23 protein-coding genes are annotated in these 25,976 nt (G+C 65.9%); 15 read left to right on the top strand and 8 right to left on the bottom strand.

The window, feature by feature from the left end; all coding sequences use genetic code 11:
• The 3 genes from ACN0YF_RS11020 to ACN0YF_RS11010 all read right to left on the bottom strand — a co-directional run.
• A partial coding sequence (locus ACN0YF_RS11020; protein WP_417494411.1) for an acyl-CoA dehydrogenase family protein occupies positions 1–1,100 on the bottom strand: 1,100 nt, incomplete at its 3' end.
• Between the two features lie 71 nt (positions 1,101–1,171).
• Complete coding sequence (locus ACN0YF_RS11015; protein WP_417494410.1) at positions 1,172–2,962, bottom strand: acyl-CoA dehydrogenase C-terminal domain-containing protein; 1,791 nt, start codon at positions 2,960–2,962, stop codon at positions 1,172–1,174.
• Positions 2,963–3,014: 52 nt separating this feature from the next.
• Positions 3,015–3,497: a MerR family transcriptional regulator gene (locus ACN0YF_RS11010; RefSeq protein WP_417480986.1), complete on the bottom strand. Its 483-nt coding sequence runs from the start codon at positions 3,495–3,497 to the stop codon at positions 3,015–3,017.
• Positions 3,498–3,617: 120 nt separating this feature from the next.
• Here ACN0YF_RS11010 and ACN0YF_RS11005 point away from each other — a divergent pair, with 120 nt between their 5' ends.
• The 4 genes from ACN0YF_RS11005 (at position 3,618) to ACN0YF_RS10990 (ending at position 10,921) form a co-directional block, all read left to right on the top strand.
• The gene (locus ACN0YF_RS11005; RefSeq protein WP_417494409.1) at positions 3,618–5,714 is read left to right on the top strand and encodes a hypothetical protein; all 2,097 of its coding nucleotides are present in this window, start codon (positions 3,618–3,620) and stop codon (positions 5,712–5,714) included.
• A 189-nt stretch (positions 5,715–5,903) separates the two neighbouring features.
• A complete protein-coding gene (locus ACN0YF_RS11000) occupies positions 5,904–9,230 on the top strand; it encodes a peptidoglycan-binding protein (protein WP_417494408.1) in 3,327 nt (1,108 codons plus the stop codon).
• A gap of 6 nt (positions 9,231–9,236) precedes the next feature.
• The gene (locus ACN0YF_RS10995) at positions 9,237–10,169 is read left to right on the top strand and encodes a sulfite exporter TauE/SafE family protein (RefSeq protein ID WP_417480983.1); all 933 of its coding nucleotides are present in this window, start codon (positions 9,237–9,239) and stop codon (positions 10,167–10,169) included.
• On the top strand, positions 10,166–10,921 hold the full coding sequence (locus ACN0YF_RS10990) for a TIGR02186 family protein (protein WP_417480982.1): 756 nt from the start codon (positions 10,166–10,168) through the stop codon (positions 10,919–10,921). Before ACN0YF_RS10995 ends, ACN0YF_RS10990 begins: the two co-directional genes overlap by 4 nt.
• On the opposite strand, the gene pdeM is transcribed toward ACN0YF_RS10990, so the two are convergent.
• Together pdeM and ACN0YF_RS10980 are read right to left on the bottom strand one after the other, a co-directional pair.
• Positions 10,888–11,625, bottom strand: a complete 738-nt coding sequence (gene pdeM, locus ACN0YF_RS10985) for a ligase-associated DNA damage response endonuclease PdeM (protein WP_417494407.1) — start codon at positions 11,623–11,625, stop codon at positions 10,888–10,890. The genes ACN0YF_RS10990 and pdeM overlap by 34 nt on opposite strands.
• A complete protein-coding gene (locus ACN0YF_RS10980) occupies positions 11,618–14,095 on the bottom strand; it encodes a ligase-associated DNA damage response DEXH box helicase (RefSeq protein WP_417494406.1) in 2,478 nt (825 codons plus the stop codon). Before ACN0YF_RS10980 ends, pdeM begins: the two co-directional genes overlap by 8 nt.
• Before the next feature lie 118 nt (positions 14,096–14,213).
• Between ACN0YF_RS10980 and ACN0YF_RS10975 the strand changes: the two genes are divergently transcribed.
• The 9 genes from ACN0YF_RS10975 to ACN0YF_RS10935 all read left to right on the top strand — a co-directional run bounded on the left by ACN0YF_RS10975 (position 14,214) and on the right by ACN0YF_RS10935 (position 21,520).
• Entirely contained in the window at positions 14,214–15,167 is a 954-nt protein-coding gene (locus ACN0YF_RS10975) for a hypothetical protein (RefSeq protein ID WP_417494405.1), read from the top strand.
• A gap of 163 nt (positions 15,168–15,330) precedes the next feature.
• Entirely contained in the window at positions 15,331–16,395 is a 1,065-nt protein-coding gene (locus ACN0YF_RS10970; protein ID WP_417494404.1) for a type I restriction endonuclease, read from the top strand.
• Between the two features lie 154 nt (positions 16,396–16,549).
• The gene (locus tag ACN0YF_RS10965) at positions 16,550–17,380 is read left to right on the top strand and encodes a mechanosensitive ion channel family protein (RefSeq protein WP_417480978.1); all 831 of its coding nucleotides are present in this window, start codon (positions 16,550–16,552) and stop codon (positions 17,378–17,380) included.
• 61 nt (positions 17,381–17,441) lie between these two features.
• The gene (locus tag ACN0YF_RS10960) at positions 17,442–17,768 is read left to right on the top strand and encodes a DUF6460 domain-containing protein (RefSeq protein WP_417494403.1); all 327 of its coding nucleotides are present in this window, start codon (positions 17,442–17,444) and stop codon (positions 17,766–17,768) included.
• Positions 17,769–17,850: 82 nt separating this feature from the next.
• Positions 17,851–18,684, top strand: coding sequence for a response regulator (locus ACN0YF_RS10955; protein WP_417494402.1), 834 nt, complete (start codon positions 17,851–17,853; stop codon positions 18,682–18,684).
• A 43-nt stretch (positions 18,685–18,727) separates the two neighbouring features.
• The gene (locus ACN0YF_RS10950; protein ID WP_417480975.1) at positions 18,728–19,231 is read left to right on the top strand and encodes a PaaI family thioesterase; all 504 of its coding nucleotides are present in this window, start codon (positions 18,728–18,730) and stop codon (positions 19,229–19,231) included.
• On the top strand, positions 19,228–19,650 hold the full coding sequence (locus ACN0YF_RS10945; protein ID WP_417480974.1) for a PaaI family thioesterase: 423 nt from the start codon (positions 19,228–19,230) through the stop codon (positions 19,648–19,650). Before ACN0YF_RS10950 ends, ACN0YF_RS10945 begins: the two co-directional genes overlap by 4 nt.
• A 71-nt stretch (positions 19,651–19,721) precedes the next feature.
• Positions 19,722–20,084 carry a thiol-disulfide oxidoreductase DCC family protein gene (locus ACN0YF_RS10940; protein WP_417494401.1) on the top strand — a complete coding sequence of 121 codons (363 nt, stop codon included), beginning with the start codon at positions 19,722–19,724 and terminating at the stop codon, positions 20,082–20,084.
• A gap of 65 nt (positions 20,085–20,149) precedes the next feature.
• Complete coding sequence (locus ACN0YF_RS10935; RefSeq protein ID WP_417494400.1) at positions 20,150–21,520, top strand: MATE family efflux transporter; 1,371 nt, start codon at positions 20,150–20,152, stop codon at positions 21,518–21,520.
• Here ACN0YF_RS10935 and ACN0YF_RS10930 read toward each other — a convergent pair.
• Together ACN0YF_RS10930 and ACN0YF_RS10925 are read right to left on the bottom strand one after the other, a co-directional pair.
• Positions 21,448–22,506 (bottom strand): quinone-dependent dihydroorotate dehydrogenase, encoded by a 1,059-nt coding sequence (locus ACN0YF_RS10930; RefSeq protein WP_417494399.1) that lies wholly within the window; start codon positions 22,504–22,506, stop codon positions 21,448–21,450. The two genes, ACN0YF_RS10935 and ACN0YF_RS10930, sit on opposite strands and share 73 nt — an antisense overlap.
• The gene (locus ACN0YF_RS10925; RefSeq protein WP_417494398.1) at positions 22,500–22,859 is read right to left on the bottom strand and encodes a DUF952 domain-containing protein; all 360 of its coding nucleotides are present in this window, start codon (positions 22,857–22,859) and stop codon (positions 22,500–22,502) included. The genes ACN0YF_RS10930 and ACN0YF_RS10925 overlap by 7 nt, the downstream gene beginning before the upstream one ends.
• Positions 22,860–22,955: 96 nt before the next feature.
• On the opposite strand from ACN0YF_RS10925, the gene ACN0YF_RS10920 reads away from it, so the two are divergent.
• Positions 22,956–23,582, top strand: coding sequence for a S24 family peptidase (locus ACN0YF_RS10920; protein ID WP_417480969.1), 627 nt, complete (start codon positions 22,956–22,958; stop codon positions 23,580–23,582).
• A 14-nt stretch (positions 23,583–23,596) separates the two neighbouring features.
• Here ACN0YF_RS10920 and ACN0YF_RS10915 read toward each other — a convergent pair whose 3' ends face one another.
• Positions 23,597–24,355, bottom strand: coding sequence for a hypothetical protein (locus tag ACN0YF_RS10915; protein WP_417494397.1), 759 nt, complete (start codon positions 24,353–24,355; stop codon positions 23,597–23,599).
• Between the two features lie 160 nt (positions 24,356–24,515).
• On the opposite strand from ACN0YF_RS10915, the gene ACN0YF_RS10910 reads away from it, so the two are divergent.
• Entirely contained in the window at positions 24,516–25,925 is a 1,410-nt protein-coding gene (locus ACN0YF_RS10910; RefSeq protein WP_417494396.1) for a cytochrome P450, read from the top strand.
• The last annotated feature ends 51 nt before the right edge of the window (positions 25,926–25,976 follow it).

Raw genomic sequence — 25,976 nt, 5'->3', positions numbered from 1 at the left:
CGGCTGTCGCGCCACATCTTGGCGATCGGATATTCATTCATGAAGCCGTAGCCACCATGAAGCTGGACGCATTCATCGACGACCTCGTTCTGGACGTCCGACACCCAGTATTTCGCCATCGAGGCGGTCGAGACATCGAGCGTGCCGTTGAGCAGACGTTCGGAGCAATGATGGACGAAGACTTCCGCCAGCGTCGCCTTGGTCTTGCATTCGGCGAGTTTGAACTGGGTGTTCTGGAACTTGATGATCGGGCGGCCGAAGGCTTCGCGTTCCTTCACATAGGCAATCGTCTCGATCAGGGCGCGCTTCATGACGCCGACACCCTGGACGGCGATCTGCAGGCGTTCCTGGGGCAATTGCTGCATCAGCTGGATGAAGCCCTGGCCCTCTTCCGGACCGAGCAGGGCGCTGGCCGGAACCCAGACATTGTCGAAGAAGAGCTCGGCGGTGTCCTGGGATTTGAGGCCGACCTTGTCGAGCAGCTTGCCGCGGCGGAAGCCTTCCAGCCCGTCGGTCTCGACGAGGAAAAGGGAGGTGCCGTCATAGCCTTTTGATGCATCGGTCTTGGCGACGACGATGATCAGATTGGCGGTGCCGCCATTGGTGATGAAGGTCTTGGCGCCATTGATGCGGTAGCCATTGCCGTCCTTGACGGCGGTGGTCTTGATCGCCTGCAGGTCGGAACCGGCATGCGGCTCGCTCATCGCGATGGCGCCGACCAGTTCGCCGGACACCATTTGCGGCAGGATGCGATGCTTCTGCTCTTCCGAGCCGTAATGCCAGATATAGGGGCCGATGATGGAATTGTGCAGCGAGGCGCCCCAGCCGCCGGTGCCGCGCATCGAGGCCTGCATGTGGAAGACATAGTCATGACGCCAGTCGCCACCGGCGCCGCCATATTCCTCCGGGCAGGACGGCACGAGCAGGCCGGCCTCGCCGCCCTTGTACCAGAGCTCGCGATCGACAATGCCCGCCTTTTCCCAGCGCTCGGCATTGGGTGTGCATTCCTTTTCGAGGAAGCCGGCAACGGCTTCGGAAAAGATATTGACGTCCTCGCGGTCAAGCCAGGCCGGCTTGGGCACGTTCAACGGATCCTGCATATCACCCACTCCCCAGTGTTATGGTGCTCGTGTCGTTTTTATTGTGTTCGCTGCGACCTTCAGGCCTGGCCTCAGAACTCCTCGGCCGAAAGCGCCATCATCGCATCGGCGCCGGTCTTGACCTTGGCGAGATGCATGGCGCCTTCCGGCACCCAGCGCTCGACGAAATAGACGCCGGTCTTGATCTTGTTGGCATAGATCGGATCGCTGTCACCGGCCGCGATTTTCGCCGCCGAAACCTTGGCCATCTTGGCCCACATATAGGTCAGGCAGGTCAGGCCGAAGAGCTGAAGATAGTCGTGCGAGGCCGCGCCGGCATTATTGAAATCCTTCAACCCGTTCTCGACCAGCCAATTGGTGGCTTCCTCGAGCTTGGCCTTGCAGTCGGCGACGGCGGCAATGAAGGGCTGTTCGCTCTCGCCGCCACCGGCGGCAACAAAGGCGTCGAGCTCGGCGAAGAAGCTCATGATCGGACGCATGCCGTTCATGGCCAGCTTGCGGCCGACCAGATCGAGCGCCTGGATGCCGTTCGTGCCTTCATAGATCAGGGTGATGCGGGCATCGCGCAGCAATTGCGAGGCGCCCCACTCCTCGGTGAATCCGGATCCGCCATGGATCTGCAACCCGTTGGAGACCATGTCGAAGCCCTTGCCGGTGAGATAGCCCTTCACCACCGGGGTGAGCAGCGCCATGTAATCGCCGGCCTTCTCGCGCACTTTCGGATCCGAGGCTTTTTCCTCGAGATCGCCCTGCAGCGCGGTCCACAGCCCGAAACATCGCGCTGCTTCGACGAAGGACTTCTGGTCCATCAGCATGCGACGGACATCGGGATGCACGATGATCGGATCGGCCGGGCCTTCCGGGTTTTTCGGTCCGGTCAGGGAACGTCCCTGCAGACGGTCGAGCGCGAAACCGAGGGATTGCTGATAGGCGGCTTCGGCAAGGGCATAGCCCTGCAGGCCAACGCCGAGACGGGCTTCATTCATCATGACGAACATGATCTTGAGGCCCTTGTTTTCCTCGCCAACCAGCCAGCCGGTCGCCTCGTCATAATCCATCACGCAGGTGGCATTGCCGTGGATGCCCATTTTCTCTTCCAGCCCGCCGCATTTCAGCGTGTTGCGGGCGCCCGGATTGCCATCGGCATCGGGCAGGAATTTCGGCACCACGAAGAGGGAGATCCCCTTCACGCCTTCCGGCGCGCCTTCGATGCGGGCCAGGACGAGGTGGATGATATTCTCCGCCATGTCGTGCTCGCCCGAGGAAATCCAGATCTTCTGGCCGGTAATCTTGTAGGTGCCGTCAGCCTGCGGCACGGCCTTGGTGCGCAACATGCCCAGATCGGTACCGCACTGCGGCTCGGTCAGGTTCATGGTGCCGCCCCACTGGCAGGCAATCATCTTGGGCAGATAGAGGCGCTTCTGCTCGTCGCTGCCACCGGTGTGGAGCGCCGCTGCGGCACCGAGGGTCAGGCCCGGATACATGCCGAAGGCCATATTGGCCGCGGAAACCATTTCATTGAATGCCAAGTTGAGCACATGCGGCAGGCCCTGACCGCCATATTCCGGGTCCTGGGAGAGTGAGGTCCAGCCCGCTTCACCCATCTGCTTGAAGGCATCCTTGAAACCCGTCGGCGTTTTGACATTGCCGTCGGTATCGCGGACGCAGCCCTCGACATCCCCGATATGGGAGAGCGGTGCGAGCACGCCTTCACAAAACTTCCCGCCCTCTTCGAGGATAGCGTCGATCGTGTCGGTGTCGGCGTCGGAAAAGCCGGGCAGGTCGCTGTATTGAGCGATATTCAGCACATCATGGAGAACAAAACGCTGGTCACGAACGGGCGCGCGATAAGGGGTTGTCATGTGGTTATCTCCGATGGGGCGTAGAGGGCAAAAAGGGTTGTGTGTGTTGTGGCTATTCCGCGTTCAGGCTTGACCAAGGGTCGAGACGCGCCGCGGCCAGGGCCTCGAAGGCACGGGCACGGCGGCGCACTTCTTCAGTCGGGACGCGGTCGGCGAGCCGGTCACGCATCCAGTCCAGACCGGCCTGCAATTCGGCGATGGCGTGATCGACATCCTCGCGCTGCTGCTTGAGGACCTTGATGCGCGCCTCGAAGCGTTCGATCGCCGGCTCGATCCGCTCGCGGCCGCCACGATAGATCGGCTCAAGATCCAGGATTTCCTTGATCTCGTCGAGGGCAAAACCAACGCGCTTGCCGCGCAGGATCAGTTCGATCCGGGCATGGTCGATCGCGGAATAGACGCGGCTGGCGCCGCGCCGGACCGGATGGATCATGCCCTTCTGCTCGTAAAAGCGCAGGGTTCTCGGCGTCACATCGAATTCCTGCGACAGCTCGCGAATGGTAAATTCGGAATCAGGTGCGACCGGTTTGCTCATGCTGCATCATGCCCACACCCTTACGCGAACGTCAACGTCATTTTGATTTCTGACCCTCTTGCGCAGATGTTTTTCCACTCTCCCCTTTCCTCAGGGATCGCCGCACGGCAATGTTGCCCGATGACCCGATCAACCCGCCTTCGCCTCCTCGCCGCCCTTGCCCTTGCGAGCGCATCGCTCTGCGCCCCGGCACTTGCCCTGCAGACCGCCGACGACCCGTTCTCAGTCGTCCGCCAGAGCGCGGCGGTCGAGATGGCGGCCTATACGCCCGCCGGCGGATTTCTGAGCCGCGCCGGCTATCTTGCCAGCCGCGGCGAGATCGATGACCGCGTATTGCGCACACGCTGGCGCATCGAGCGTTTCGACCTCGACGGCACGGTGCAGTCGACCGAGACCCGCGAAATCATCATCGGCGACGGCTATGTCACCGAGGCCACGGATCCGGGCGCGGCGGTGATCGATTTCCGGCAGGCCCGCATCCTGACCCGCGCCGCAACACTGACCGCGCCGGTGATGCGAAACCGGCCCATCATCGGCCATGTCCACCGGCAGATGGACACCTTCTCCTTCTATACCCATAACGGCGAGCTGGATGAGGTCACCGGCCCCGATGGCAGCCGTTTCGAGCGCTTCTGGATCGAGGCCGCCATGGGTGTGCGCCTGGCCGAAGTGCCGATGGTTGTCACCGCGACAGACACCGGCGCTACTGAAATTCGCCGCAATGCCGATGGCGCCGTCATTCTCGGCTTCACCCCTGGCGATGATGGCCGCCCGGCCGATGTCGAACTGTTCCGGCGCTGGTTGCGCCACACCACGCCCATCCACCCCGATGCGCTCAATGTCATGTCCGGGCTGACCGGCATCCCCGCCCGTTTCGGCTACATTGTCTTCAGCCCCAGCAGCCCCGATGGACGGCGCGAAGTGTGGACGCGGCTCAGCGCCGGCGAAAGCACGGCCCGCTTCCCCTGGCCGGAAAATCTCGAATCCGCGGCGGCGGCTGACTATGCATGGCCGGATCCCGGCATCGCGCCGCTGGTCCAGGCCGGGTTCGACGCCGCGGCGCTGCCTGCAGCCAGCCCCGATGAACAGGCCTTTCTCGACGCCGCCAATTCGATGGCGAGTGACGGCGACAAGGCCGGCGCCCTGCTGGCGCTTTACCAGGCCTCGCACCATGTCGGAGCCTGCCCGACGCGCTCGACCGACCCGCTCTGCACGCGAATATCGCAACTGGTTGCCGCCGGCCTCGGCGATGGCGAGTTCGAGGATTTGATGGCGAGCCTCGCCGCACTCCAGAGTGACCGAGTTGTCGCGCTTGCAGGCCTGCGCCCCTATCTCGACCGCACCGATCTGGCTGGCGCCGCCGCCAATCTGCTCGCTGCCGAAACCCTCGCCGTCCTGCGCACGGTCGACACCGGGGTCGCGCCGGATCTCGATCCGCTGACTCTCTTCACCAACAGCGCCCTGGCCGATCCCTATTGCTCGATGACCTACTGGCATGCCGGCCGCTATGCAGCCAGCCAGGCCGATGTCGAGTCAGCCTGGATGCTGTTCGACATCGCCGTCACACTCCCCGCCGCAGCCACCACACTGCCGGTCCGCGAGGCGTCGGTAATGAACGCGCAATTGCAGGCAATCGCCCCGAATTATTTCAACGCGCCCCCGACCGCGGCGAACGCCGAAGCGGAAACGGACGCCACCCTCGCCGCCGACACGGATGACACGCCCGAGGCGGGTCTCGATACCGAAGCGCAAACCGATGCCACTGCCGACGCGGATGACACGGCCGATGCCGGCCTAGACGCCGAAGCGGAAACCGGTGCCACTGCCGATACGGACGACGCGGCCGATGCCGGTCTCGATATCGAAGCGGAAACCGATGCCAGCGCCGATACGGATGACGCGGCCGATGCCGGCCTCGACGCCGAAGCGGAAACAGATGCCAGCGCCGATACGGACGACGCGGACGATACCGGCCTCGACCCCGAAGCGGAAACAGATGCCAGTGCCGATACGGACGACGCGGCAGATGACGGTCTCGACACCGAAACGGAAACCGATTCCAGCGCCGATACGAACGACGCGGACGATGCCGGTCCAGACGCCGAACTCGAAACCGATGCCACCGCCGACGCGGATGACACGGCCGATGCCGGAGCGAATACGGATGCCGATACTGATGACGGCGCCGGGAACGACGCGTTGAACGGCAACGATTGACGCGATCTGTCCACAGGTTTTACGGCGCGTTAACCGAGTCGGAGCCTTGTTCAGACTCAGGATTTTGGCATTTCGGCGCCGATTTTCTGGATTGGGTGTGGAAACACTACATATAGCGTTCCCTGCCTTGGTTTACACAATATTAACCGCCCGGTAGCTTGAGGCTGGGCAATTAGGTGAGCGATTCGCATGTCGTCTGCAGGTCCTTGGAGCGTCAAGGGAATCGATCCCCGCGCTCGGGCGCGTGCCAAGACGGCTGCGCGTCATGACGGGGTCACCCTGGGCGAGTGGCTCAACCGGGTGATTCTTGACGATTCCGATCCGGCCAACACGCGCTGGGACGATGCCCTTGAGGGCTTTCCCGGTTTCGCGGGCGGCAGCGCCCCGGCCGATCCCGGCGAGGATCGCCTGCTGCGCGCCATGGTCAATCGTCTCACCGAGCGGATTGAGGCGGCCGAACACCAGTCCTCCCAAACGCTCAGCAGCCTCGACAAGGCGATCAACCAGCTCGTCGACAAGGTCGGCCGCAGCAGCGAGCGCCAGTCGGAACAGCTTGAGGAAACGCGCGAGGATCTCAGCCGCGTCCGCCAGGGACAGGACGATCTGGCCACACGGATCGCGCAGATCGAGTCCGGAAGCTCCACCGGCAATCCCGAAGCCGGCAAGGCGATCGAAACCACGATCATGAAGCTGGCACGCCGGCTCTACGAACATGAGAATGATATCGCCGCTCGGCTGCATGACACCGGCCAGCAGGTCAAGGAACAGGGCGAGGCCTCACGCAAGGCAACGGAATCCCTGGCCCTCAAGCTGGAGCGGGCCGAACACCGCGCCGCCGACCTTGCCGACCAGGCCAAACGTCGCGATGAACGCGCCAGCGAAGTGCTCAATGGCCTGCACCGCGCCACCGACAGCCTGCGCCTGCGCGTTGAAGGTGCCGAACGCCAGACCAATGACGCGGCCCGGACGCTGGACCAGACGGTGGCCCGGCTGGAAGACCGGTTGAAAACACTGGAAACGCGCAATTCCGGCGACAATGTCGAACTGGAACGGCGCTTTGATCGCCTGTCCGGCGAAGTCGCCAGCATGATCGCCGAGACCCGGTCCCAGCTCGCCAGCGCCCTGAGCAATGTTGCCGCCGAACCACGCGTCGACCGGCTCGAGACCGCGCTGACCCAGGCGCTCGGCCGTATCGACGATGCCGAACGCCGCCAGGGCAATGGCATGCACAAGCTCGGCAATGAGCTGACCAAGCTGGCCGGCGCGATCGAACGCCGCCTGACCGAAAACGAGCGCCGCACCCAGGATGCCCTGCGCGATACGCGCTCGGAGCAAATTCTCGATCGCAAGCTTGATGATGTCCGCCAGGAGGGCAAGGAATCCCTGCGCCGCATGGGCGATGAAGTCACGCGCATGGGCAAGGCCCTCGCCGACCGCATCGCGCATGCCGAGGCGCAATCCTCCACGGCCGTCGCCGCCGCGACCGACCGGATGGCCGAGGTCATTGCCCGGCTCGACGAACAGAAGCTCGCTTCCGACGAGGCGCTCGCAGACCGGATGCGCCAATCGGAAGAGCGCACCGCCCAGCGCATCGAGGACGCCATGACCGGCGTCAAGGATCGCCTCGCCACCGTGCGGGCCGATACCGAGGAAGTGCTCTCGCCGGTTCAACGCGCCATGTCGGCCCTCGCCGACCGCCTCGAGGCGATCGAGGCACGCAAGCTCGAGGACGAAGCCGAAGCGGCAGCTGAAACCGAAACCGAGAGCGAAACCGAGAGCGAAACCGACGCCGCGAACGACGCAGCCGAACCGCTTGCCGAGACAATCGACTTCGACACGCCACTGGCGCCGCCGCCACAGGCGGAAACGCCGCGCAGCCAGTACGCGCCGGAGGATGACGATCCCTTCCTCACGGCTGAACCGACCGCGCCCGCGATTGCCGAAACCGCGGCACCGGCGCCGCAACCCCGCAAGCCGGAGGCGCCACTGGCCGCACCGGTCCTGCGTGCGCCCGAGCCGGTTGCAGCCCCCGCCGCCCGGCCAGCACCGCAGCCACGCCCGGCCGCGGCGGCCATGGCCGAACAGCCCGCAACCCTGTCTCAGCCCGTGCTCCAGCCGGCACACCAGCCCGTCTTGCAGCCTGCACCTCAGCCCGCACCGCAAGCCGCGCCACAGCCGGCATCACAGGCAGCGCCCCGCCCGGCCACCCAGCGGATCGGCGCGACAGCGGATGCCGACTTCCTCGCCGCCGCGCGTGACCGCACCCGCGTCCAGAACCAGTCGGCCGACTATGACAATGGCAGCCGGCCCTCCCGGCTCGGCCGCACCCTGCTCGTCGCCCTGCCGGTTGTCGCGCTGGTGATGCTCGGCGGTGCCGGCGCCATCCTGGTCTGGGAAGCCATTCGCGGTGATGCCGACAGCCAGGCGGCCAATGCCGTCCAGGAACGCAGTTTCGTCGCCTCGGTCGAGGCCGGGTTTGCCACCGAAACACCCGCCGGCCCTGCCAGCACTCCGCCGGCAACGCCCGCCAACCCCGTCGATGCCACGCCCGCGCCTGAAGTCGAAACCCCGCCTGTCGAGGTCGAGGCCATGAACACGGCACCGGCCAATGCCGTGGCCGACGCTTCCGGAACCAGCATGCCTGCCCTGGACGCACCGCGCTCCGAGCCCGCCCGCACCGCGCCGCAACGCAGCACGGCCAATGCCGGGGCGATGACCCTGGAAAGCGCCGCCGCCGACGGCAACCCTGTCGCGCGCTATCTGCTCGGCATGCGCAGCCTCGAGGCCGGCGATAGCGCGACCGCCGCCATCCTGCTGCGCCGCGCCGCCGAACAGGGCATTCCCGCCGCGCAATATCGCTATGGCAAATTGCTCGAAACGGGCGAAGGTGTGGCGATCGATCTTGAGGCGGCGCGCCGCTGGACCGAACGGGCCGCCAATGCCGGCCATCGCCGGGCGATGCACAATCTGGCCGTGATGTATTATTACGGCACCGGCACTGCGGTGAATTTTGACGAGGCCGCGCGCTGGTTTCAGGAAGCCGCCCTGCTGGGCCTTCGCGATTCCCAATTCAATCTCGCCCTGTTGTTCGAGAGCGGCCAGGGCGTTCCCCTGAGCCTGCCCGACGCCTTCACCTGGTACAGCATCGCCGCCAGCGAATCCGACCCGACCGCCTCGCAGCGCGCGGCCGCGCTGGAGGAAATGATCGAACCGGCTGCCCTCACCGAGGCACGCGGTATTGCCGCCACCTTCCAGCCGCGGCCGATCGATGCGGAAGCCAATGGCCTGTATCGCGACCTTCCGTGGGAGCAGACGCCGGTCGCCGACTCCGGAACAGTCTACCGCGCCCAGGGCTTCCTCGCCGCGCTGGGCTATTCGCCCGGACCGATCGACGGCATGATCGGCGGGCAGACCTATGAGGCCGTGATGGCCTTCGAAGCCGATCAGGGACTGCCGCAAACGGGGCGTGTCGACGCCAACCTGCTCGACCGGCTCGAACGCGCTGCAGCGGGGTAGCGGGCGGTGCAAATATACCTCCCGATAGCCGAGATATCGGTAAACATCTTCTTGCTGTTGGGATTGGGTACCGGCGTGGGTTTCCTGTCGGGCATGTTCGGGGTCGGGGGCGGTTTCCTTCTGACGCCCCTCCTTTTCTTCATCGGCATCCCGCCAGCCGTCGCCGTCTCCAGCCAGGCCAACCAGATCGTCGCCTCCTCGGCCTCGGGCGCCCTCGCCCACTGGCGCCGCCAGACCCTCGACCCGAAAATGGGTGGTCTGCTCCTGCTCGGCGGCTTTGCCGGCTCCTTCGTCGGCGTCCAGATCTTCACCGCGATGCGCCAGATGGGCCAGATCGACCTGATCATTTCGCTGAGCTATGTCGGCTTCCTTGGCACGATCGGCACACTGATGTTTGTCGAGAGCGTCCGGTCCATCCTGCGGCGCGACCGGCCCACACCGCGGCGTGAGGGCGGCGTCGGGCGGTCCAAGCGCGGCTGGATCGACACCCTGCCCTTCAAGATGCGCTTCCCGCGCTCCGGCCTCTACATCTCCGTCATCCCGCCCGTCGTGATCGGCTTCTTCGTGGGCGCCCTGTCGGCGATCATGGGCGTTGGCGGCGGTTTCGTGATCGTGCCGGCGATGATCTATATCCTGCGCATGCCGACCAATGTCGTGGTCGGCACCTCGCTGTTCCAGATCCTGTTCGTCACGGCGCTGACCACCTTCCTGCAGGCCGCCCAGAACCAGACCGTCGATGTCGTGCTGGCAATGATGCTCACGGTCGGCGGCGTGGTCGGAGCCCAGTTCGGGGCCCGCGCCGGACGCAAGGTCAAGGCCGAGGAATTGCGCGCCCTGCTGGCGATCATGGTGGTCGGCGTCTGCATCAAGCTCGGGCTCGACCTGGTCGTGACACCGGCTGACCTGTTCGTGGTCATCGAGAACGGGGCAACACAATGATCGCGCTCGCCCTCGGCCTGGCCCTGACCCTCCAGCAACCGGTGATCAATGAGGCGCCCGGCATCATGGCCGCGCTGACCCAGGAGACGGTCGAGATCCGCGAAAATTTCGCCGGCACCTCGCTGGTGCTCTACGGCGCAACGCGCGGACTGACCCTGCGCGACGAGATCATCGTCGTGCTGCGCGGGCCGGAGCAGGATCTGCGCGTCATGCGCAAGCGGCGCAGTTTCGGCATCTGGGTCAATGCGGCACCGGTCGAGTTTGACGCCGTGCCGACCTATTACGCCATTGCCAGCTCGCTGCCGCTGGACGTGATTGCAAGCCCGGAAGCGCTGGCCCGCAACGGCATTGGCCTGACCAGCTTCCTGCAACCCGGCAGCAATGATGAACGTGAACTGCCGGAGGAGGCCGTGCTGGAAACCTATCGCGCCGCAGTCGCCCGCGCCGGTGGCCGCGACGCGCTCTATGCCGAAACTCCGGGCGGCGTCGACGTGCTCGATGGCGGCCTGTTCCGCGCCGTGCTCAAGATGCCGCCGCGCACGCCGGTCGGCAATTACAATGCCGAGGTCTATCTCTTCCGCGACGGCCGCCCGGTCGCGAGCCGCACCACAAGCCTGCGCGTCGAGAAGGCCGGCTTCGAGCGGGTGATCTATGAGTTCGCCCACAATGCGCCGATGATTTACGGCCTGTTCTGCGTCGCCCTGGCGATGCTGGCCGGTTATCTCGCAGCGGTGATATTCGGCCGCGACTGATACCGGTCCGGGACCAGTTTCGCAGCCCGCACCGGGTAGACCGCGTCCTGCCCCATCACCAGCGCGTCCGGCGTCGTCCCGAAACAGCGGCCGAAAGCGGCATCGCACACATTCAGTCCGCCGGTGAACGCCCCGAACGCCGGCATCACCAGACGCGCCCCGTCCGTGGCGAAACAACGCGCCCGCACGGCACGCCCCTTGCCGCGCACCTTGGCGCAGGGATGCAGATGCCCGGCAATCTCGCCCGGCGCGGCGCGCTCGGCCGGCAGGTGCCGCAGGATCAGGGCATCCACGGCCAGCTCATGCAGGATCACGCCACCAAAGCGCGGCGGCGGGGCCGGATCATGATTGCCCTCGATCCACACCCAGTCCGCCACCGACGCGACCAGCGCCTGCAGGGCCGCAGCATCAGCCTCATCCATACGGCCATCGGCACCGAGATCATGAAAACTGTCCCCCAGCGCGATCACCCGCTCCGGGCGATGGCGGGCAATGGCTTCGCCCAGCCGCCGCAGGGTGGAGCGGGTGTCATAGGGCGGGATCAGCTGGCCGCGCGCGGCATAGGCGGAGCCTTTCTCGAAATGCAGGTCGGAGACGATCAGGGTCGCGCTGTCGGGCAGGAGCAGCACGCCGACCGGATCGGCGAGCGCGGCGACGCCATTGATCTCGAAGGCGTGCAGTCTGGAGCGTCGGGCTTCAGTCAAGGCGGGTCGCCTCCGCGATCAGATCATCAGCGGCATCGATGAGAATGCTCTCCTGCCCCTCACCCCGAACGGATTCGCGGCCGATTTCCAGCATCACCGGCACCGCCAAGGGCGAGATACGGCTCAGCGCCTGGTGGGTGAGATGCCCCTGGATGCGGGCCAGCGCCTCACCGAGGCGGTGAATATCGAGCAGGCCGGTGCCGGCGTCGGCCCAGGCGGCGCGCAGCAGGATGTGGTCGCTCTCATGCTCGCGCAGGACATTGTAGATCAGGTCGGTCGAGAAGGTGATCTGGCGGCCGCTCTTTTCCTGACCGGGAAAGCGGCGCTCGATCAGGCCGGCAATGACGGCGCAATTGCGGAAGGTCCGCTTCATCAAATCGCTCTCGGCCAGCCAGGCTTCCAGATCATCGCCGAGCATGTCCTCGGCAAACAGCGCGTCGAGATCAAGTCCGGACATGTCGCGCAGCCCCCAGACCGCGAGTGCATATTCATTGGCAACAAAGCCCATCGGCCGCATGCGCAGACGTTCCAGCCGTCGCGTGAGCAGCATGCCCAGTGTCTGGTGCGCCAGACGGCCCTCGAAGGGATAGCAGACGAGATAGAAATGCGCCGCGCGCGGGAAAGTCTCGACCAGCAGGCCATCCGCCCTGGGCAGGGCCGAGCGCAGGCGCTGGATTTCCAGCCAGTCGCGAACCTGGTCCGGCAGGCTGGCCCAGTGCGCCGGGTCCTGCACGATCTCGCGCACCCGGGCGGCGAGGAAGGTGGAGAGCGGGAATTTGCCGCCATTATAGGCGGGGATTTTCGGCGTCGTGTCGGTCGAGCGCGTGACCCGCGCCGTCATCTCCTCAATGGCTTCAAAGCGCAGGACCTGGCCGGCGAAGAGGAATGTGTCGCCCGGCGCCAATTGCTCGATGAAATACTCTTCCACCTGGCCGAGCCGCTGTCCGCCGCGGCCACGCGAGGAGACCACCACCTCCAGCATCGGCGCCTCGACAATCGTACCGACATTGAGCCGGTGGCGCTGGGCGATCTGCGGCGTGCGGGCCTGCCACAAACCCTCACGCGTCTTCACCATGCGGCGGAAGCGTTCATAGCTGTTGAGCGCATAGCCACCGGTGGCGGCGAAATCGAGCACGCGGTCGAAGGTCTCGCGATCCAGCCCGGCATAGGGCATGGCGGTGCGGATTTCGTCGAACAGGGCACCGGCGGCAAAGGGTTCGCCGCAGGCGCGGCCCATGATGTGCTGGGCCAGCACGTCGAGCGCGCCCGGGTGCAGGGGCTCGCCATCGAGCGCATTGGCGGCGACGGCCGCGCGCGCGGCCTCGCATTCCAGGTGCTCGAAGCGATTGCTCGGTGCCAGCAGGGCGCGCGAGGGCTTGTCGAGCTGGTGATTGGAACGGCCCAGCCGCTGGATCAGTCGCGAGGAACCCTTCGGTGCGCCCATCTGGATCACCAGATCGACATCGCCCCAGTCAATGCCGAGATCGAGCGTCGAGGTACACACCACCGCATCGAGCTTGCCCGCCGCCATCGCCGCCTCGACCTTGCGGCGCTGTTCCGGTGCCAGCGAGCCGTGATGCAGGGCAATCGCCAACTTGTCCTCGTTCAGGCGCCAGAGCTCCTGGAAGGTGAACTCGGCCTGGGAGCGCGTATTGACGAAGACCAGCGCCAGCCGCGCCGCCTTGATGCGTTGATAGACATCGCTCATCGCATGGCGCGCGGAATGCCCGGCCCAGGGGATGCGCTCCTTGGGATCGAGGATCTCGACCTCGGGCCGTGCGCCGGGTGCACCGCGAATGATCGCGGACTGGCGTTCCGGCGCGCCCGGTGTCTGCGCCGCCAGCCAGCGCGCCAGCTCGGCCTCATCCTTGATCGTCGCCGACAGGCCAAAGCGCCGCGCCTGCGGTGCCCAGCGTGAGATCGCCGACAGGGCCAGTGAGAGCAGATCGCCGCGTTTTTGCGGCGCCAGGGCGTGGATCTCGTCGATCACGATGTGTTTGAGATCGGCGAAGAAGGTAGAGACATTCGGCGAGGCGCAGAACAGGGCCAGCTGTTCCGGCGTCGTCAGCAATATGTCGGGCGGTGAGGCGCGCTGGCGCTGGCGCTTGGAGGGTGAGGTATCGCCGGTGCGCGTCTCGATGCGCAGATCGAGCCCCATTTCGGTGACGGGCGTGGTGAGATTGCGCGCGACATCGACCGAGAGCGCCTTGAGCGGCGAGATATAGAGCGTGTGCAGGCGATGCGGGCGTTGTTTCGGCTGTGCCGCCGCAATCGCCGCCAGCTCGATCAGGCTGGGCAGGAAACCACCCAGCGTCTTGCCGCCGCCCGTGGGAGCGATCAGCAGCGCATCCTCGCCGCGCGAGGCTGCCGCAATCATCGCCAGCTGGTGCGGCCGCGCGCTCCAGCCACGCGCCGCAAACCAGGCCTCGAAGGCCGGCGGCAGGGTTGTGGGCGTGTCGGCGAGATCCATCCCTTTGACTTAGCGCGCGAGCCGAGGGGGGACAAAGCAGAAAACCGTCCCTCTGCCCGGCATGCAGCGCCTGCGGCATAGAGAGCGCCTGAATGGATGAATTGAGGGATTTTCCGGCATGGGACATGCGATCACAGCGCGCTTTAAGGCCTTGGACGCCGCGTTTCACGCACGCGCGCCGCGGGGCGAACGCCTGCATGCCCGTTTCGCGGCGCTGGCCGCGCTCAATGCCCCGCACGATATCGAGACGCTGATCGAGAAAAGCTTCGAGACCCGCGACCAGCTCAATGCCGGTCTCGGTCCCTGGCGCTCGCCCAGCCGGCCGATGCGCCTGGTCTTCGCCACGGCCCTGGTCGCCGGCGGCCGCACCGCGGGGCAATTCCTCGAAGCCCGCCGTGCCCTGGCGGCACAGGGCAAGGCCCGCGGCGCCCGCAGTCTCGCCCATGGCGGCTCCTGCGCCGCGCTCTCCCTGGTCACCTCGGGGGGCCATGCCTGGCAGGCGGATCAGTTCTTTGACGTGCTCGACGCCATCGCTGCGCCCTGGTGGCAGCGCGATGCCGCACGCGAGGAAGTGCTGGCCGCCGCCTTCACCGGCATGGGCGAAACCCCCGACGATGCCATCACCCACCTGATCCGGGCCCGCGACGCGCTCGTCACCGCCGGCGTGCCCCGCCGTCATGCCGAAACCGCCGCCTATGAAGTCGCAACAACGCGGATGGACCCGGCCGCCCTGGCCGGCGCCTGGACCACGCTGAATATCGCCGTGCGCGGACGCTCGGCCCTGCGCCACGGCACCGGCAAGACCGGCCTTGCCACCCTCGCCGCCAGCGGCAACGGCCCCGCCATGGCCGACGCGCTGGTCGAGGCCTTCGAGGCCGTCGGCGAACTCAAGCCGAAGCCCGACACCCGCACCGCCGCCCGTCTCGCCCTGCGCCTCGCCCAGGCCCAGGCCGGCCTCGCCCGCCCGATCGCCGCCGCCGGCGATCTCGCCACGATCCTCGCGGCCCAGGCGGCGATGGTCACGGCTGTGACGGCCGGGGCGGGCGTGGTGGCTGTAGGGGCTGGGGGGTAGGTCGCGCCCCGACCGCTCCCGCGCCACTCTGCGCGCAGCCCGACAGCTCGCCCCCTCATATCGGGAGGCTATAACCATTCAAACCCGCATAAGTTGCTGAGAATCCGTTGGAAGCGTATAAGCGATTCAAGCGGATGAATGAGCGCTACTCGGGGAGAACGGGATGAACTTCAAGGATGCTGTTGCGGGATTGTCCGGACGCTTGGCCAAGGCGAAAGCCCGGCCAGATCTTGCCGAGGAGGCTACAAAGAACGCCGTTATCCTCCCCTTCCTGGGAATGCTCGGTTTTGATGTCTTCGACCCTCAGGAAGTGATGCCGGAATTCACCGCCGATGTCGGCATGAAGCGTGGTGAAAAGGTCGACTACGCCGTCGCGATCGACGGAAAAATTCAATTCATCCTGGAAGCCAAACCACTCAACTGCTCGCTGAGCTCAGCGCAATACAGCCAGCTCTATCGCTATTTTGGGGTCACCGAAGTTCACATCGCCATCCTCACCAATGGCGCGGAATACTGGTTCTTCACCGATATCGACGCTCCAAACAAGATGGACGAAAAACCCTTCTTCAAATTCTCGTTGGAGGCTTGGGACGACAACGATCTGCGCGAGCTGGAAAAGTTCACCAAGGCGGCCTTCGATATCGATCAGGTGCAGGAAACCGCATCGGCCCTCAAATACACCCGCCTCGCCGCCAGCTATATCACGGCGCAGATGCAGGACCCGGACGATGACTTTGTGCGCCTCGTCGGTCGCAGCTTCTACGACGGCAATCTCACGGCAAAAGTGGTCGAGACGCTCAAGCCGAATGTGAAGCGTGCCTTCGATGACATCCTGCGCCAGCGCGTGCGCCAGCGGCTGGAAGTCGCGCTCGGCGATGATGAGGCCGAGAGTGATCCGCAACCCGCTACGCCCTCACGCAAGGACGATATTCAGACGACCGAAGAAGAGTGGCGCGCCTTCTACATCATCCGTGCCATCGGCTCCGAAGTCACCGACGCCGCGAATATCACCCTGCGCGACGCAAAGGCCTACTGCGCCATCCTGTTCGGCGACAATAACCGCAAACCCATCTGCCGACTCTTCCTGGAGGGCGCCACCAAATCAGTCGTGTTCTTCGATGCGGAGAAAAATGAGGAGCGGGTTTATGTCGATGGGGCGGATGATTTGTACAAGTACAAAGAGCGGATCAGGGATGTGGTTGGCAAATATGCCAATGCGGCACCGTAGGACGTAGCAAGCCTGTTCCTTCTGTCTGGCGAAACACGGGGCCACGCTGCTACGGATACAGGTTTCGCGTGTGGCGTCCATTTCTCCCCCATTCCCCTAACCCGCAAACTTTGCTACCCGTCCGGCCAATCGACACCAGACAGGACAGCTCCCCATGAATCCCGAAGAATTCCTCAATCCCGAAACCATTGCCGTGCTCACCCAGCGCGCCCTTGATGCCGGGACCAATCTTGTGCTCGCAGCGGCGATCCTGATTGCCGGCCTGATTGTCGCCGGCATGGTGCGCAAGGCGATCGTCAAGGCGGTGTTCAAGAGCGATCGGATCGACGACACGCTGGGCAGTTTCTTTGCCTCCCTCGCCTATTGGGGCGTGATGATCATGGTGTTGATCGCGGTGCTGTCGCGCTTCGGGGTCGAGACCACCAGCCTTGTGGCCACGCTCGGCGCGGCAACCCTGGCCATCGGCCTGGCGCTGCAGGGGACACTGTCCAATCTCGCGGCCGGCGTGATGATCGTATTGTTCCGCCCCTACGGGCTGGGCGACTGGGTCGAGGTGGCCGGACAATCGGGCGCGGTGAAGGACATCAATCTCTTCACCACCGTGCTGGCGACCGGCGACAACAAGAAGGTGATCGTGCCCAATGGCGAAGTCTGGGGCGCGGTGATCACCAATTACTCCGCCAATGAGACCCGCCGCGTCGATCTGGGTTTCTCGATCGATTACGGCGATGATATCGACAAGGCGATGGGCGTCATCAAGGACGTGCTCGGCGCCGATGCCCGAGTGCTCAAGGATCCGGCCGTCTTTACCGCGGTACAGGCGCATGGCGCCTCCTCGGTCGATCTCGTGGTGCGCGCCTGGTGTGCGACCGGCGATTACTGGGGCGTCTATTTCGACGCGATGAAGAATGTCAAAGAGGCATTCGACAAGAATGGCATCTCGATTCCCTATCCGCATCAGGTCCATATCACCCGCAAGGGCTGAGCCCAGCCGGCGATCGGGGCTTCGGCCCCGATTGTGCCGCATTTGAAGGTAAAGTGACGCCATGACCGAACGCCAAGAAAACCGGCCCGACGCGGCCCCGGCAGCACCGCGCAGCTTCCTGCAGCGCCTGCTGAAATTCGCCCCCTCGGACCTGATCCGGCTGGTTTTCCTGTGCGTGCTGGCGGGTTTCTTCCTCGCCGCCTTCCACGTCAATCCGCGCCGGCTCTGGGTCGATTTCTTCGGCACGCTGGCGGAATCCTGGAGCCGCTTTATCGGCTTCATCAGCGACAGCGCCCTGTGGGCCGTCGACTATCTCCTGCTCGGCGCCGTGCTTGTGGTGCCGATCTGGATCGTCATCCGCGTGATCCGCGCCCTGCGCCGCGACTGAGGCCGTCAGCCGGGTGCGAATTGGCATCCGGTTAACCATCTCTATTGGCAGGATTGAAACTTCCGCGCGCTAATTTGCGGACATGAGCGCTCAGCAACTCATTGTCCCCGCGGCGGAAACCGGCCCGCGAACGCCGGTCCCACGCAGCTGGGCCAACCGGCCGACGCTTGTGCTCAACGCCAATAGCTTCATGCGTACCCTGCTGGTCAATGTGCTGCGCGAGGCCGGCGTGCGCGACATCATTCTCGAATCCCATGCCAGCCGCGCCATCCATGCACTGCACGAATGCGCGCCGGCGCTGATCGTGGCCGACTGGACCGACCAGAGCGATCCCGACGAGGATCGCGTCCGCCTGTTGCGCCGCATCCGGACCGATGAAGGCAGCGCCTGCCGCGACATCCCGGTCATCCTGCTCTCCTCGCCGCGCCCGCGCTCCGATATCGAGCGTGCCCGTGACGCCGGAGCGAGCGAATACCTGGTCACGCCGCTGGCCCCGATCACGATGATCAACCGGCTGAAAGCGATCCAGAGCGATCCGCGCGACTTCGTCGATGCCTCGCGCTTCGTCGGCCCCGACCGCCGCCGGCCCCGCCGCGAACGCGGCCCCAGTTTCAAGCGCATGGCCGATGTCGACGCCGGACTGACCAGCCCCATGGCTGCGGCACGCTCTGCCGCCCAGGCCCTGGCGCACGAGACCCGGCTGACCGGCGATCCCCTCGCCATCCGCGTCGGCCGTTCCCTGCAACGCTTCATCGCCGAACAACAGACCTATACCGCCGTCGAGGAAGAAGTGGTTGAGATGCACCGCGCCGCCCTCGCCCAACTGGCGCGCATGGCCAATAATGGCGATCCGCTGCGTGATGCCGTCGTCAGTGGCCTGGAGCAGATCGTCGATCAGCGCCGCCACGCGCGATGAAATCCATCTGGCGAGCCGCTACGGTCTGAACTAGAAACAGTCCATGCAAGATGATCAACCGCCCGCCGATCTGCAAACCCTGCTCGACGAGCTGGCGCCGCTTCTGGTCGACGGCTCCCCGCACGCTGTCGCACTCGGCCTCACCCTGGTCTCCCTGAAACCCGGCCTGGCCGTGATGCGCGCGCCCTATTCGCCCGACCTGGTCGGCGATCCGGAGAGCGGCATATTGCACGGCGGCGTCATCACCGCCCTGCTCGACCATGTCTGCGGCCTCGCGGCCTTCAGCGGTTTCGGCGGCCAGGACACACCGGCCACGCTCGACCTGCGGCTCGACTATATGCGCCCCGCCAAACCCGGCCTCGATGTCACCGCCGAGGCCGTCTGTCTCAAATCCCACGGGCTCGTCGCCTTCGTGCGTGCCACCGCCCATGACGGCGATATCGACGACCCCGTCGCCACGGCCCAGGCCGCCTTCATGGTGACCGGCGCCTCGAAAGCCGCGCAGGAGCGCGCAATCCAGGCCTTCCAGGCGGGGAAGATCGCATGAGCGGCGCCCTGATCGAGACCTTGCTGGCCGCTCCCTATGTCGCCCGCTTCGGGGTTCGCCTGGAGCAGAAGGGCGATGAGCTGACCGGCATTCTCCCCTATTCGGAAATCCTCGTCGGCAATCCGCTGATCCCGGCCCTGCATGGCGGGGCAATCGGTGCCTTCCTGGAAATCGTCGCCTCGGCCTCGCTGCTGGCCGGCCAGTCGCTCGAGCGCCTGCCACGGCCGATTGATGTCGCGATTGACTACCTGCGCCCGGGCCGGGCTGCCGACGTCTATGCCCGCGCCATCATCAATCGCAGCGGCCGCCGCGTCGCCAATGTCCGCGCCGAAGCCTGGCAGGGACGCAGCGGCGCTCCGGTGGCCACCCTGCACGGTCATTTCCTCATCACGCCCAGCGCCACCGACGCCGGCGTCTGAGGCCGGAAGCGGCGCGGCATGCGACGGTTTGACCGCTATGCCAGCCACGCTTGCCGGTGCAGTATCAGGCCATGGATACCAACGGCCCGCTGATCGCCTATTATGACGCGCGATGCCCGATCTGCCGCCACGAGATGGCGCACTATGCCTGCCATGGTGACCACATCATCCGCCTGCACGACGCCAATGGCGATCTGCCCGGCGATGTGGACCGCAAGGCGGCTCTCGCCTCGCTGCATGTCCGCCTCCCCGATGGCCGCCTGGTTGATGGCTGGCCCGCCTTCATTGCGATCTGGGAACGTGTGCCCGGCTGGGGCCTCCTCGCCTGGCTGACGCGGCCGGCACCGATCCGCATCCCGCTGGATATGCTCTATCGCTGGCTCGCACCGATGCGTCCGCGCGATCGCTGCCGCGACGGTGTGTGCAAGACCTGAGCACCGGTCGGGGCGCGACCGATACCCGGCTTGCCAGCCGCGCCGGGCCGCGCTAGTGGCGGCGCATGACGAGCCATCCTGAACTCACCCGTCTCGAAGTCATCAAGCGCGCCCTGCCGCTCGTGGTGGCCAATGCCACCGTGCCGCTGGCCGGCGTGGTCGACACCTTTGTGCTCGGCCTGTCGGGCGACAAGAGCGATCTGGGCGGGGTGGCGCTGGGCGGCGCGCTCTTCTCGGTCTTCTACTGGAGCTTCTATTTCCTGCGCATGGGCACGACCGGGCTGACGGCCCAGGCCGATGGGGCCCATGAGCGCGCCGAGACCCAGCGCATCCTGCTGCGCGCCGGCGCGATTGCCGTGCTGCTGGGCCTTGCGGTCTGGCTGCTGCGCGATGCGATCGCCTGGGCTGGCTTTGCCATCTTGCAGGGCGCGCCCGATGTCGAAACCAAGGGGGCCGATTATCTGCTCGCCCGCGCCTGGGGCGCGCCCGCCGCGCTGGCGACCTTCGCCCTGACCGGCTGGCTGATCGGACTGGGCCGCAACAGCGCGACGCTGGCGATCTATACCGTGTTCAGCGCCATCAATATCGGGCTCGATCTCTGGTTCGTGCTGGGTCTGGGCTATGGCCCCGGCGGCGTCGGTGCGGCGACGGCGATTGCCGAATGGGCCGGGCTTGTCACCGGGCTGGGCTTTGCCGCCTACGCCCTGAAGCGCCAGGGCGGCTGGGCCGCCGATGTGCTCAATCGCGTCAGCCTGCTCAATCCGGCGGCCATTGGCCAGATGTTCAACGTCAACATGAATCTGATGATCCGCACCTGGAGCCTGGTGATCGGCTTCACCTGGTTCGCCAATGCCGGCGCACGCCAGGGCACGGCCATCCTGGCCGGCAATCACGTCCTGCTGCAGGTGATCACGCTGTGGGCCTTCGTGCTCGACGCCTTCGCCTTCGTTGCCGAGACCGAGGCGGGGCGCGCCTATGGCCGCCGCTCGCTGGCCGGTCTGCGCCGCGCCGTGCGCCTGACGGGCGAGCCCATGTTCGCCGCCGGTGCGATCTTCGCGGTGCTCACATGGATGTTCGGCCCTGCGGCCCTGAGCCTGCTGATCGAGGATCCCGAAGCGCGCGACGCCGCGATCCGCTATCTGCCCTGGTGCGCCCTTGTCCCCTTCCTCGGGGCGGGTGCCTGGTTGATGGACGGGGTCTTCATCGGCACGACCAGCGGCGCCATCCTGCGCAATGCCGGGCTGGCAACGGTGGTGATCTATCTCATCGCCGACTGGCTGCTGGCACCGCCCATGGGCAATGACGGCGTCTGGCTGGCCTTCATGATCTATTACGTCGCGCGGGCCGGCACCTTGATGGTCGCCTATCCGGCGCTGGAGCGCCGGTTGCAATCCACCCCGACCGCCTCGGCGACCGAGGCAAAGCCATCGGCCTGAAGCCGCTTGACCAGACCGGACTTGATGCGCTGCACCAGGCCGGGGCCCTCATAGACCAGCCCCGTATAGAGCTGGATCGCATTGGCACCGGCGCGGATCTTGGCATAGGCCGTATCCGCACTGTCGATCCCGCCAACCCCGATAATCGCCAGGTCCGGTCCCGCAGCGCGGCGGAACACGCGCACCAGCTCGGTCGAACGTTCGAAGATGGGCGGGCCGGACAGCCCCCCAGCCTCACCCATCAGCGGACTGGTCAGGCTGCCGGGCCTGAGAATGGACGTGTTGGAGACAATGATCCCGTCGAGACCATGACGGCCGATCGCGTCGATCATGCCGGGCACTTCCTCATCGCCGATATCGGGCGCGATCTTGAGAAAGACCGGCGCCTTGCCGCGCACCTGCGCCACCGCACCGAGCAAATCATCAAGCGCGCCGTGAGCCTGCAGATTGCGCAGGCCCGGCGTGTTGGGTGAGGAGACATTGACGGTGAAGAATTGAGCCAGGTCCTTCAGGCGCTCGAGGCAGGCGACATAGTCGGCCGTGCGATCCTCGCTATCGAGATTGGCACCGAGATTGACGCCGACAATGCCGCCGCGTCCCTGCCGCCGGCGCAGCCGGACTTCAAACGCATCCAGCCCCTGATTGGGAAAGCCCATCCGGTTGATCACCGAGCGGTCCGGGGTGAGGCGGAAAATGCGCGGGCGCGGCTTGCCGTCCTGGGCGCGCGGTGTCACGGCGCCCAGCTCGACAAAGCCGAAACCGGCGGCTAGCAGCGCGTCGGGCGCCTCGGCATTCTTGTCGAACCCGGCCGCCAGCCCGACCGGATTGGGCAGGTCGAGCCCGGCGACGCGGGTTGCCAGCATCGGGTCATCGCGGCGCAATTGCCGCGGGCCAAGGCCGAATTTCAGGGCCATCAGGCCGAAACGGTGCGCTGTCTCCGGCTCGAAGACGTGCAGGGCGCGGGCGATGAGATCGTGGATCACCACTGGCCTCCCAATTGATCCGGCAGGACCCAGTCGCCCTCGTCATTGCGGCGCACATGGCGCACACCGCGCACGGCACTCGCCGGGATGTCACCATAGACATGCGGGAAAAGCGCGCCGCCGCGGGATTTTTCCCATTTGACGCTGTCCCCCAGCGCCTCGAGATCAATCTCGGCCAGGATCAGGCGCGGATGGTCATTATAATGCTTGAGCAAGGTGCCCTCGACCTGGTCGGCGGCCGAGAGATGGATGAAACCATCGGCGATATCATGCGGCTCGCCGCGGAACACGCCGGCCATCATGACCGCAGCCCAGCCATCGGGCGTTGCGAGTCGGTATGCAATCTTTTCGCTCATGCGCTTGGGGTTAGCCCGCGCGCGTGTGACACGCAAGCCTGTCTGGCGAGCCGGGGTATTTTCCGGTAGCTTTTGGGCGCCCAGGGATGCAAAGCCATGTTCACGCACGAGCAAATCTGGCGCGGGATCGACCGTCTCGCCGCCCATGCGCAGACCAGCCCCTCCGGGTTGGCGCGGCGTGCCGGACTGGATTCAACCACTTTCAACCCGTCCAAACGCGTCTCCGCCGACGGCACCAAACTGCGCTGGCCCTCGACGGAAAGCCTGACCAAGGCCCTGAGCGCGGCCAATCTCGGTTTCGCGGATTTCGCCGCTCTCGTCAGCGGAGAGAATGAGGGCCGCTCGCTGCCGGCGCTTGACCTGGCCGACGGGGATCGCGCCAGCGCGTTTGATGCGCTCGGCCTGCCGACTGGCGAGAGCTGGCACCGCGTGCCCTTCCCCGATCTCGGGAGCAGAACGGCCTATGCCCTGACCGTCGAGGGCGAGGCCATGCTGCCGGTCTACCGGCCCGGTGACCGCCTGATCATCTCCCCCGACGACCGGCCGCGTCCGGGCGACCGGGTGATGGTGAAAACGCGCGACGGGGAGATCTGTGGCTGGGAGCTGGGCCGCAGCACCGTACAGGATGTGACGCTGAAATCGCTCGACCCGTCCGGGCCGGAGCGGATCGTCAAACTGGTGGATATCGCCTGGATTGCCCGCATCGTCTGGGCCAGCCAATAGGCCGGAGGGCAGGCTTATTGCGTCATGCGCGCCGTGGCCCAGGCGGTCGCGTCCTGGCGGTCTTCGCGAAGGGCGAGCAATCGCACCGCCTCGTCGCGGACGCCGGCCTCGAAGGCATCGCGCGGCTCGAGCTCGATCGCGATCTCCAGCTGCTGCCAGGCCATCTCGTTGCGATCGGCATCGTCCAGGGCAATCAGACCCAGGGCGAGGAAATAGCGTAGCGCCGGATTGTCGGGGTCGAGCGCGATCGCCTGGCTGTAATAGCCGGTACCGGCCTCGACCGACGCGCCGAGCATGGCCATCCCGCGGGTGCCGCCGCGGCGCACGACTTCGAGATTCCATGCCCCCAGCGTGCCCAGGGCCCAGGTATTGCCGGGATCATCCATCACCACGGATTCCAGCAGGGCCCGCCCGCGTTGCGGCAGGCGCAGGAAGAGCGCGCGCATGGTGTTGATGTAGCGGCCATTATAACCCAGCGAGATCGCCAGCCGCAGCCGCGCTTCGGCGCTTTCACTATCCTCGCGGAATGCGGCTTCGGCCAGATCGACCGCCTGGCGCGTCAGGGCGCGGCGATCGGGATAGTCCGGTTCGAGCATGAGCTGCGCCACCAGGGCGCGCGCGGCATAGGCATAGCCCTCGGCGCCGCCGGCCAGCTGGGCCTGACTGGCGGCTTCCTGCCAGTGACCGCCGGCAAAGGCGCGGCGGGCCTCGTCCATATCGGCGTGGGCGGCGGTGGTGAGCAGGAGACAGGCAAGGGCAGCAATGATTTTCATGCCGGCAACCTAGATCAGTTGCGCGATGAAATGAAGCGCTCACTTGCCCCCTCGCCTGCCCGCAAGGGAAGGCCCGTGCCGCGACCATTTGCGCCTTGGCCCGCAGGAGAATGACGGGCAGGCTGCACTCTCAGGCGGGGACCCTGTGTGGAGTGAGATGATGACCGGCAGTGAAGCCTTCCAGCCGCCCATGCCGCCCTATGCCCGCTACAGCCAGGTCGGGCGCCTGACACCATCTGACTACTGGACCTATTTCCGGGCCATGAGCCGCAATCCCCTCGAGATCTGGAGCGAGCATCATTTCGCGTTTCTCATTGCGCCCTTCCGCTTCCTGGGACGCAACAGCCTGCTGATCAACGACCCGGGCGCCATCCATCACTGCTTCGTCACCAATGCTGCCAATTACCGCATGAATCCCGTGCGCCAGGCGGTGCTCAAACCCTTCCTGCGTGACGGGCTGCTGACCGCCGAGGGCGAAGTCTGGAAAAAAGCGCGCCACGCGGTCGCCCCGGTCTTCACGCCGCGCCATGTCAGCGCCTTCGCGCCGAAGATCCGCACGGTTTGCGACCAGGCGACCGAGGCGTTCCTGGCCGTCGAGGGGCGCGAGATTTCCCTCTCCGATGCGATGATCGATCTGACGCTCGATGTGTTGATCGAGACGCTGTTCTCCGGCGACGAGGCGCTCGACAAGACGCGCTTCTCGGACGGGATTTGCCGCCTGATCGACATTACCGGCATCCCTCACGTTTTCGACCTGCTGGGTCTGCCCGGCTGGATCCCGCGCGTCGGCCACGGCGCGGCCCGGCGGGTGATCGCCGATCTGCGCAGCCAGGTCGCCGATGTCGCCGCCGCCCGCCGCGCCCAGCCCGGTGCCGAGGCCGCGGGCCGGACGCCGGACTTCCTCGATCTTCTGCTCGGCGCCGGTCTCGACGAAACCGCCATCGTCGACAATCTGCTCACCTTCCTCGCCGCCGGTCACGAGACCACGGCGCGCTCGCTCACCTGGACGCTATACCTGCTGTCGCAATCCCCCGACGTGCTGGCGCGGCTTGAGGCCGAGATCGATGCGGCGCCGCTCGACGAGACCGATCCGGCGGCCTGGATGGACGCCCTGCCCTGGACCACGGCCGTCATCAAGGAGAGCCTGCGGCTCTACCCCTCCGCGCCGATGCTGACGCGCACCTCGATCGCGGCCGACACGGTGGCCGAGCTGGAGGTCGCGCCCGAGACCGATATCCTGGTCTCGACCTGGCTGCTGCACCGCCAGCGTGATTTCTGGCCGCAGGCCGACACCTTCCTGCCGGAACGCTTTTTCGGCGAGGCGGCCGACACCATCCCGCGTCATGCCTGGCTGCCCTTCGGACTGGGGCCGCGCGTGTGTATCGGCGCCCGTTTCGCGATGATGGAGATGGTGATCGTGCTCGCCAGCCTGCTACGCAAGCTGCGCTTCGAATTCGCCGGCACACGCCACCCCGTCCCGGTAATGCGCATCACCCTGCAACCGGATATCGAAGTGCCGATGCGCGTCACGCGCCGGAATGTCGGGACACCGGCTCCAGAGGCACACTGACAGGTGGGCCCGCACCCCCAATGCAAACGGCCCGGCCTGCATCAACAGGCC

The organism is Maricaulis sp. (assembly GCF_048270265.1).
In the GTDB taxonomy this organism is placed as follows: Bacteria; Pseudomonadota; Alphaproteobacteria; order Caulobacterales; family Maricaulaceae; genus Maricaulis.
This window is presented reverse-complemented; position numbering and strand designations above follow the sequence as displayed.

What these genes read in the sequence shown, in the direction of transcription:
- ACN0YF_RS10980 (WP_417494406.1), bottom strand. Translation starts at nt 14,095, where the DNA reads ATGGATCTCGCCGACACGCCCACAACCCTGCCGCCGGCCTTCGAGGCC.
- ACN0YF_RS10990 (WP_417480982.1), top strand. Translation starts at nt 10,166, where the DNA reads ATGATCGCGCTCGCCCTCGGCCTGGCCCTGACCCTCCAGCAACCGGTG.
- ACN0YF_RS10935 (WP_417494400.1), top strand. Translation starts at nt 20,150, where the DNA reads ATGACGAGCCATCCTGAACTCACCCGTCTCGAAGTCATCAAGCGCGCC.
- ACN0YF_RS10955 (WP_417494402.1), top strand. Translation starts at nt 17,851, where the DNA reads ATGAGCGCTCAGCAACTCATTGTCCCCGCGGCGGAAACCGGCCCGCGA.
- ACN0YF_RS10945 (WP_417480974.1), top strand. Translation starts at nt 19,228, where the DNA reads ATGAGCGGCGCCCTGATCGAGACCTTGCTGGCCGCTCCCTATGTCGCC.
- ACN0YF_RS10970 (WP_417494404.1), top strand. Translation starts at nt 15,331, where the DNA reads ATGAACTTCAAGGATGCTGTTGCGGGATTGTCCGGACGCTTGGCCAAG.
- ACN0YF_RS10975 (WP_417494405.1), top strand. Translation starts at nt 14,214, where the DNA reads ATGGGACATGCGATCACAGCGCGCTTTAAGGCCTTGGACGCCGCGTTT.
- ACN0YF_RS11000 (WP_417494408.1), top strand. Translation starts at nt 5,904, where the DNA reads ATGTCGTCTGCAGGTCCTTGGAGCGTCAAGGGAATCGATCCCCGCGCT.
- ACN0YF_RS10915 (WP_417494397.1), bottom strand. Translation starts at nt 24,355, where the DNA reads ATGAAAATCATTGCTGCCCTTGCCTGTCTCCTGCTCACCACCGCCGCC.
- ACN0YF_RS11010 (WP_417480986.1), bottom strand. Translation starts at nt 3,497, where the DNA reads ATGAGCAAACCGGTCGCACCTGATTCCGAATTTACCATTCGCGAGCTG.
- ACN0YF_RS11005 (WP_417494409.1), top strand. Translation starts at nt 3,618, where the DNA reads ATGACCCGATCAACCCGCCTTCGCCTCCTCGCCGCCCTTGCCCTTGCG.
- ACN0YF_RS10940 (WP_417494401.1), top strand. Translation starts at nt 19,722, where the DNA reads ATGGATACCAACGGCCCGCTGATCGCCTATTATGACGCGCGATGCCCG.
- ACN0YF_RS10920 (WP_417480969.1), top strand. Translation starts at nt 22,956, where the DNA reads ATGTTCACGCACGAGCAAATCTGGCGCGGGATCGACCGTCTCGCCGCC.
- ACN0YF_RS11015 (WP_417494410.1), bottom strand. Translation starts at nt 2,962, where the DNA reads ATGACAACCCCTTATCGCGCGCCCGTTCGTGACCAGCGTTTTGTTCTC.
- ACN0YF_RS10910 (WP_417494396.1), top strand. Translation starts at nt 24,516, where the DNA reads ATGACCGGCAGTGAAGCCTTCCAGCCGCCCATGCCGCCCTATGCCCGC.
- ACN0YF_RS10960 (WP_417494403.1), top strand. Translation starts at nt 17,442, where the DNA reads ATGACCGAACGCCAAGAAAACCGGCCCGACGCGGCCCCGGCAGCACCG.
- ACN0YF_RS10965 (WP_417480978.1), top strand. Translation starts at nt 16,550, where the DNA reads ATGAATCCCGAAGAATTCCTCAATCCCGAAACCATTGCCGTGCTCACC.
- ACN0YF_RS10925 (WP_417494398.1), bottom strand. Translation starts at nt 22,859, where the DNA reads ATGAGCGAAAAGATTGCATACCGACTCGCAACGCCCGATGGCTGGGCT.
- ACN0YF_RS10950 (WP_417480975.1), top strand. Translation starts at nt 18,728, where the DNA reads ATGCAAGATGATCAACCGCCCGCCGATCTGCAAACCCTGCTCGACGAG.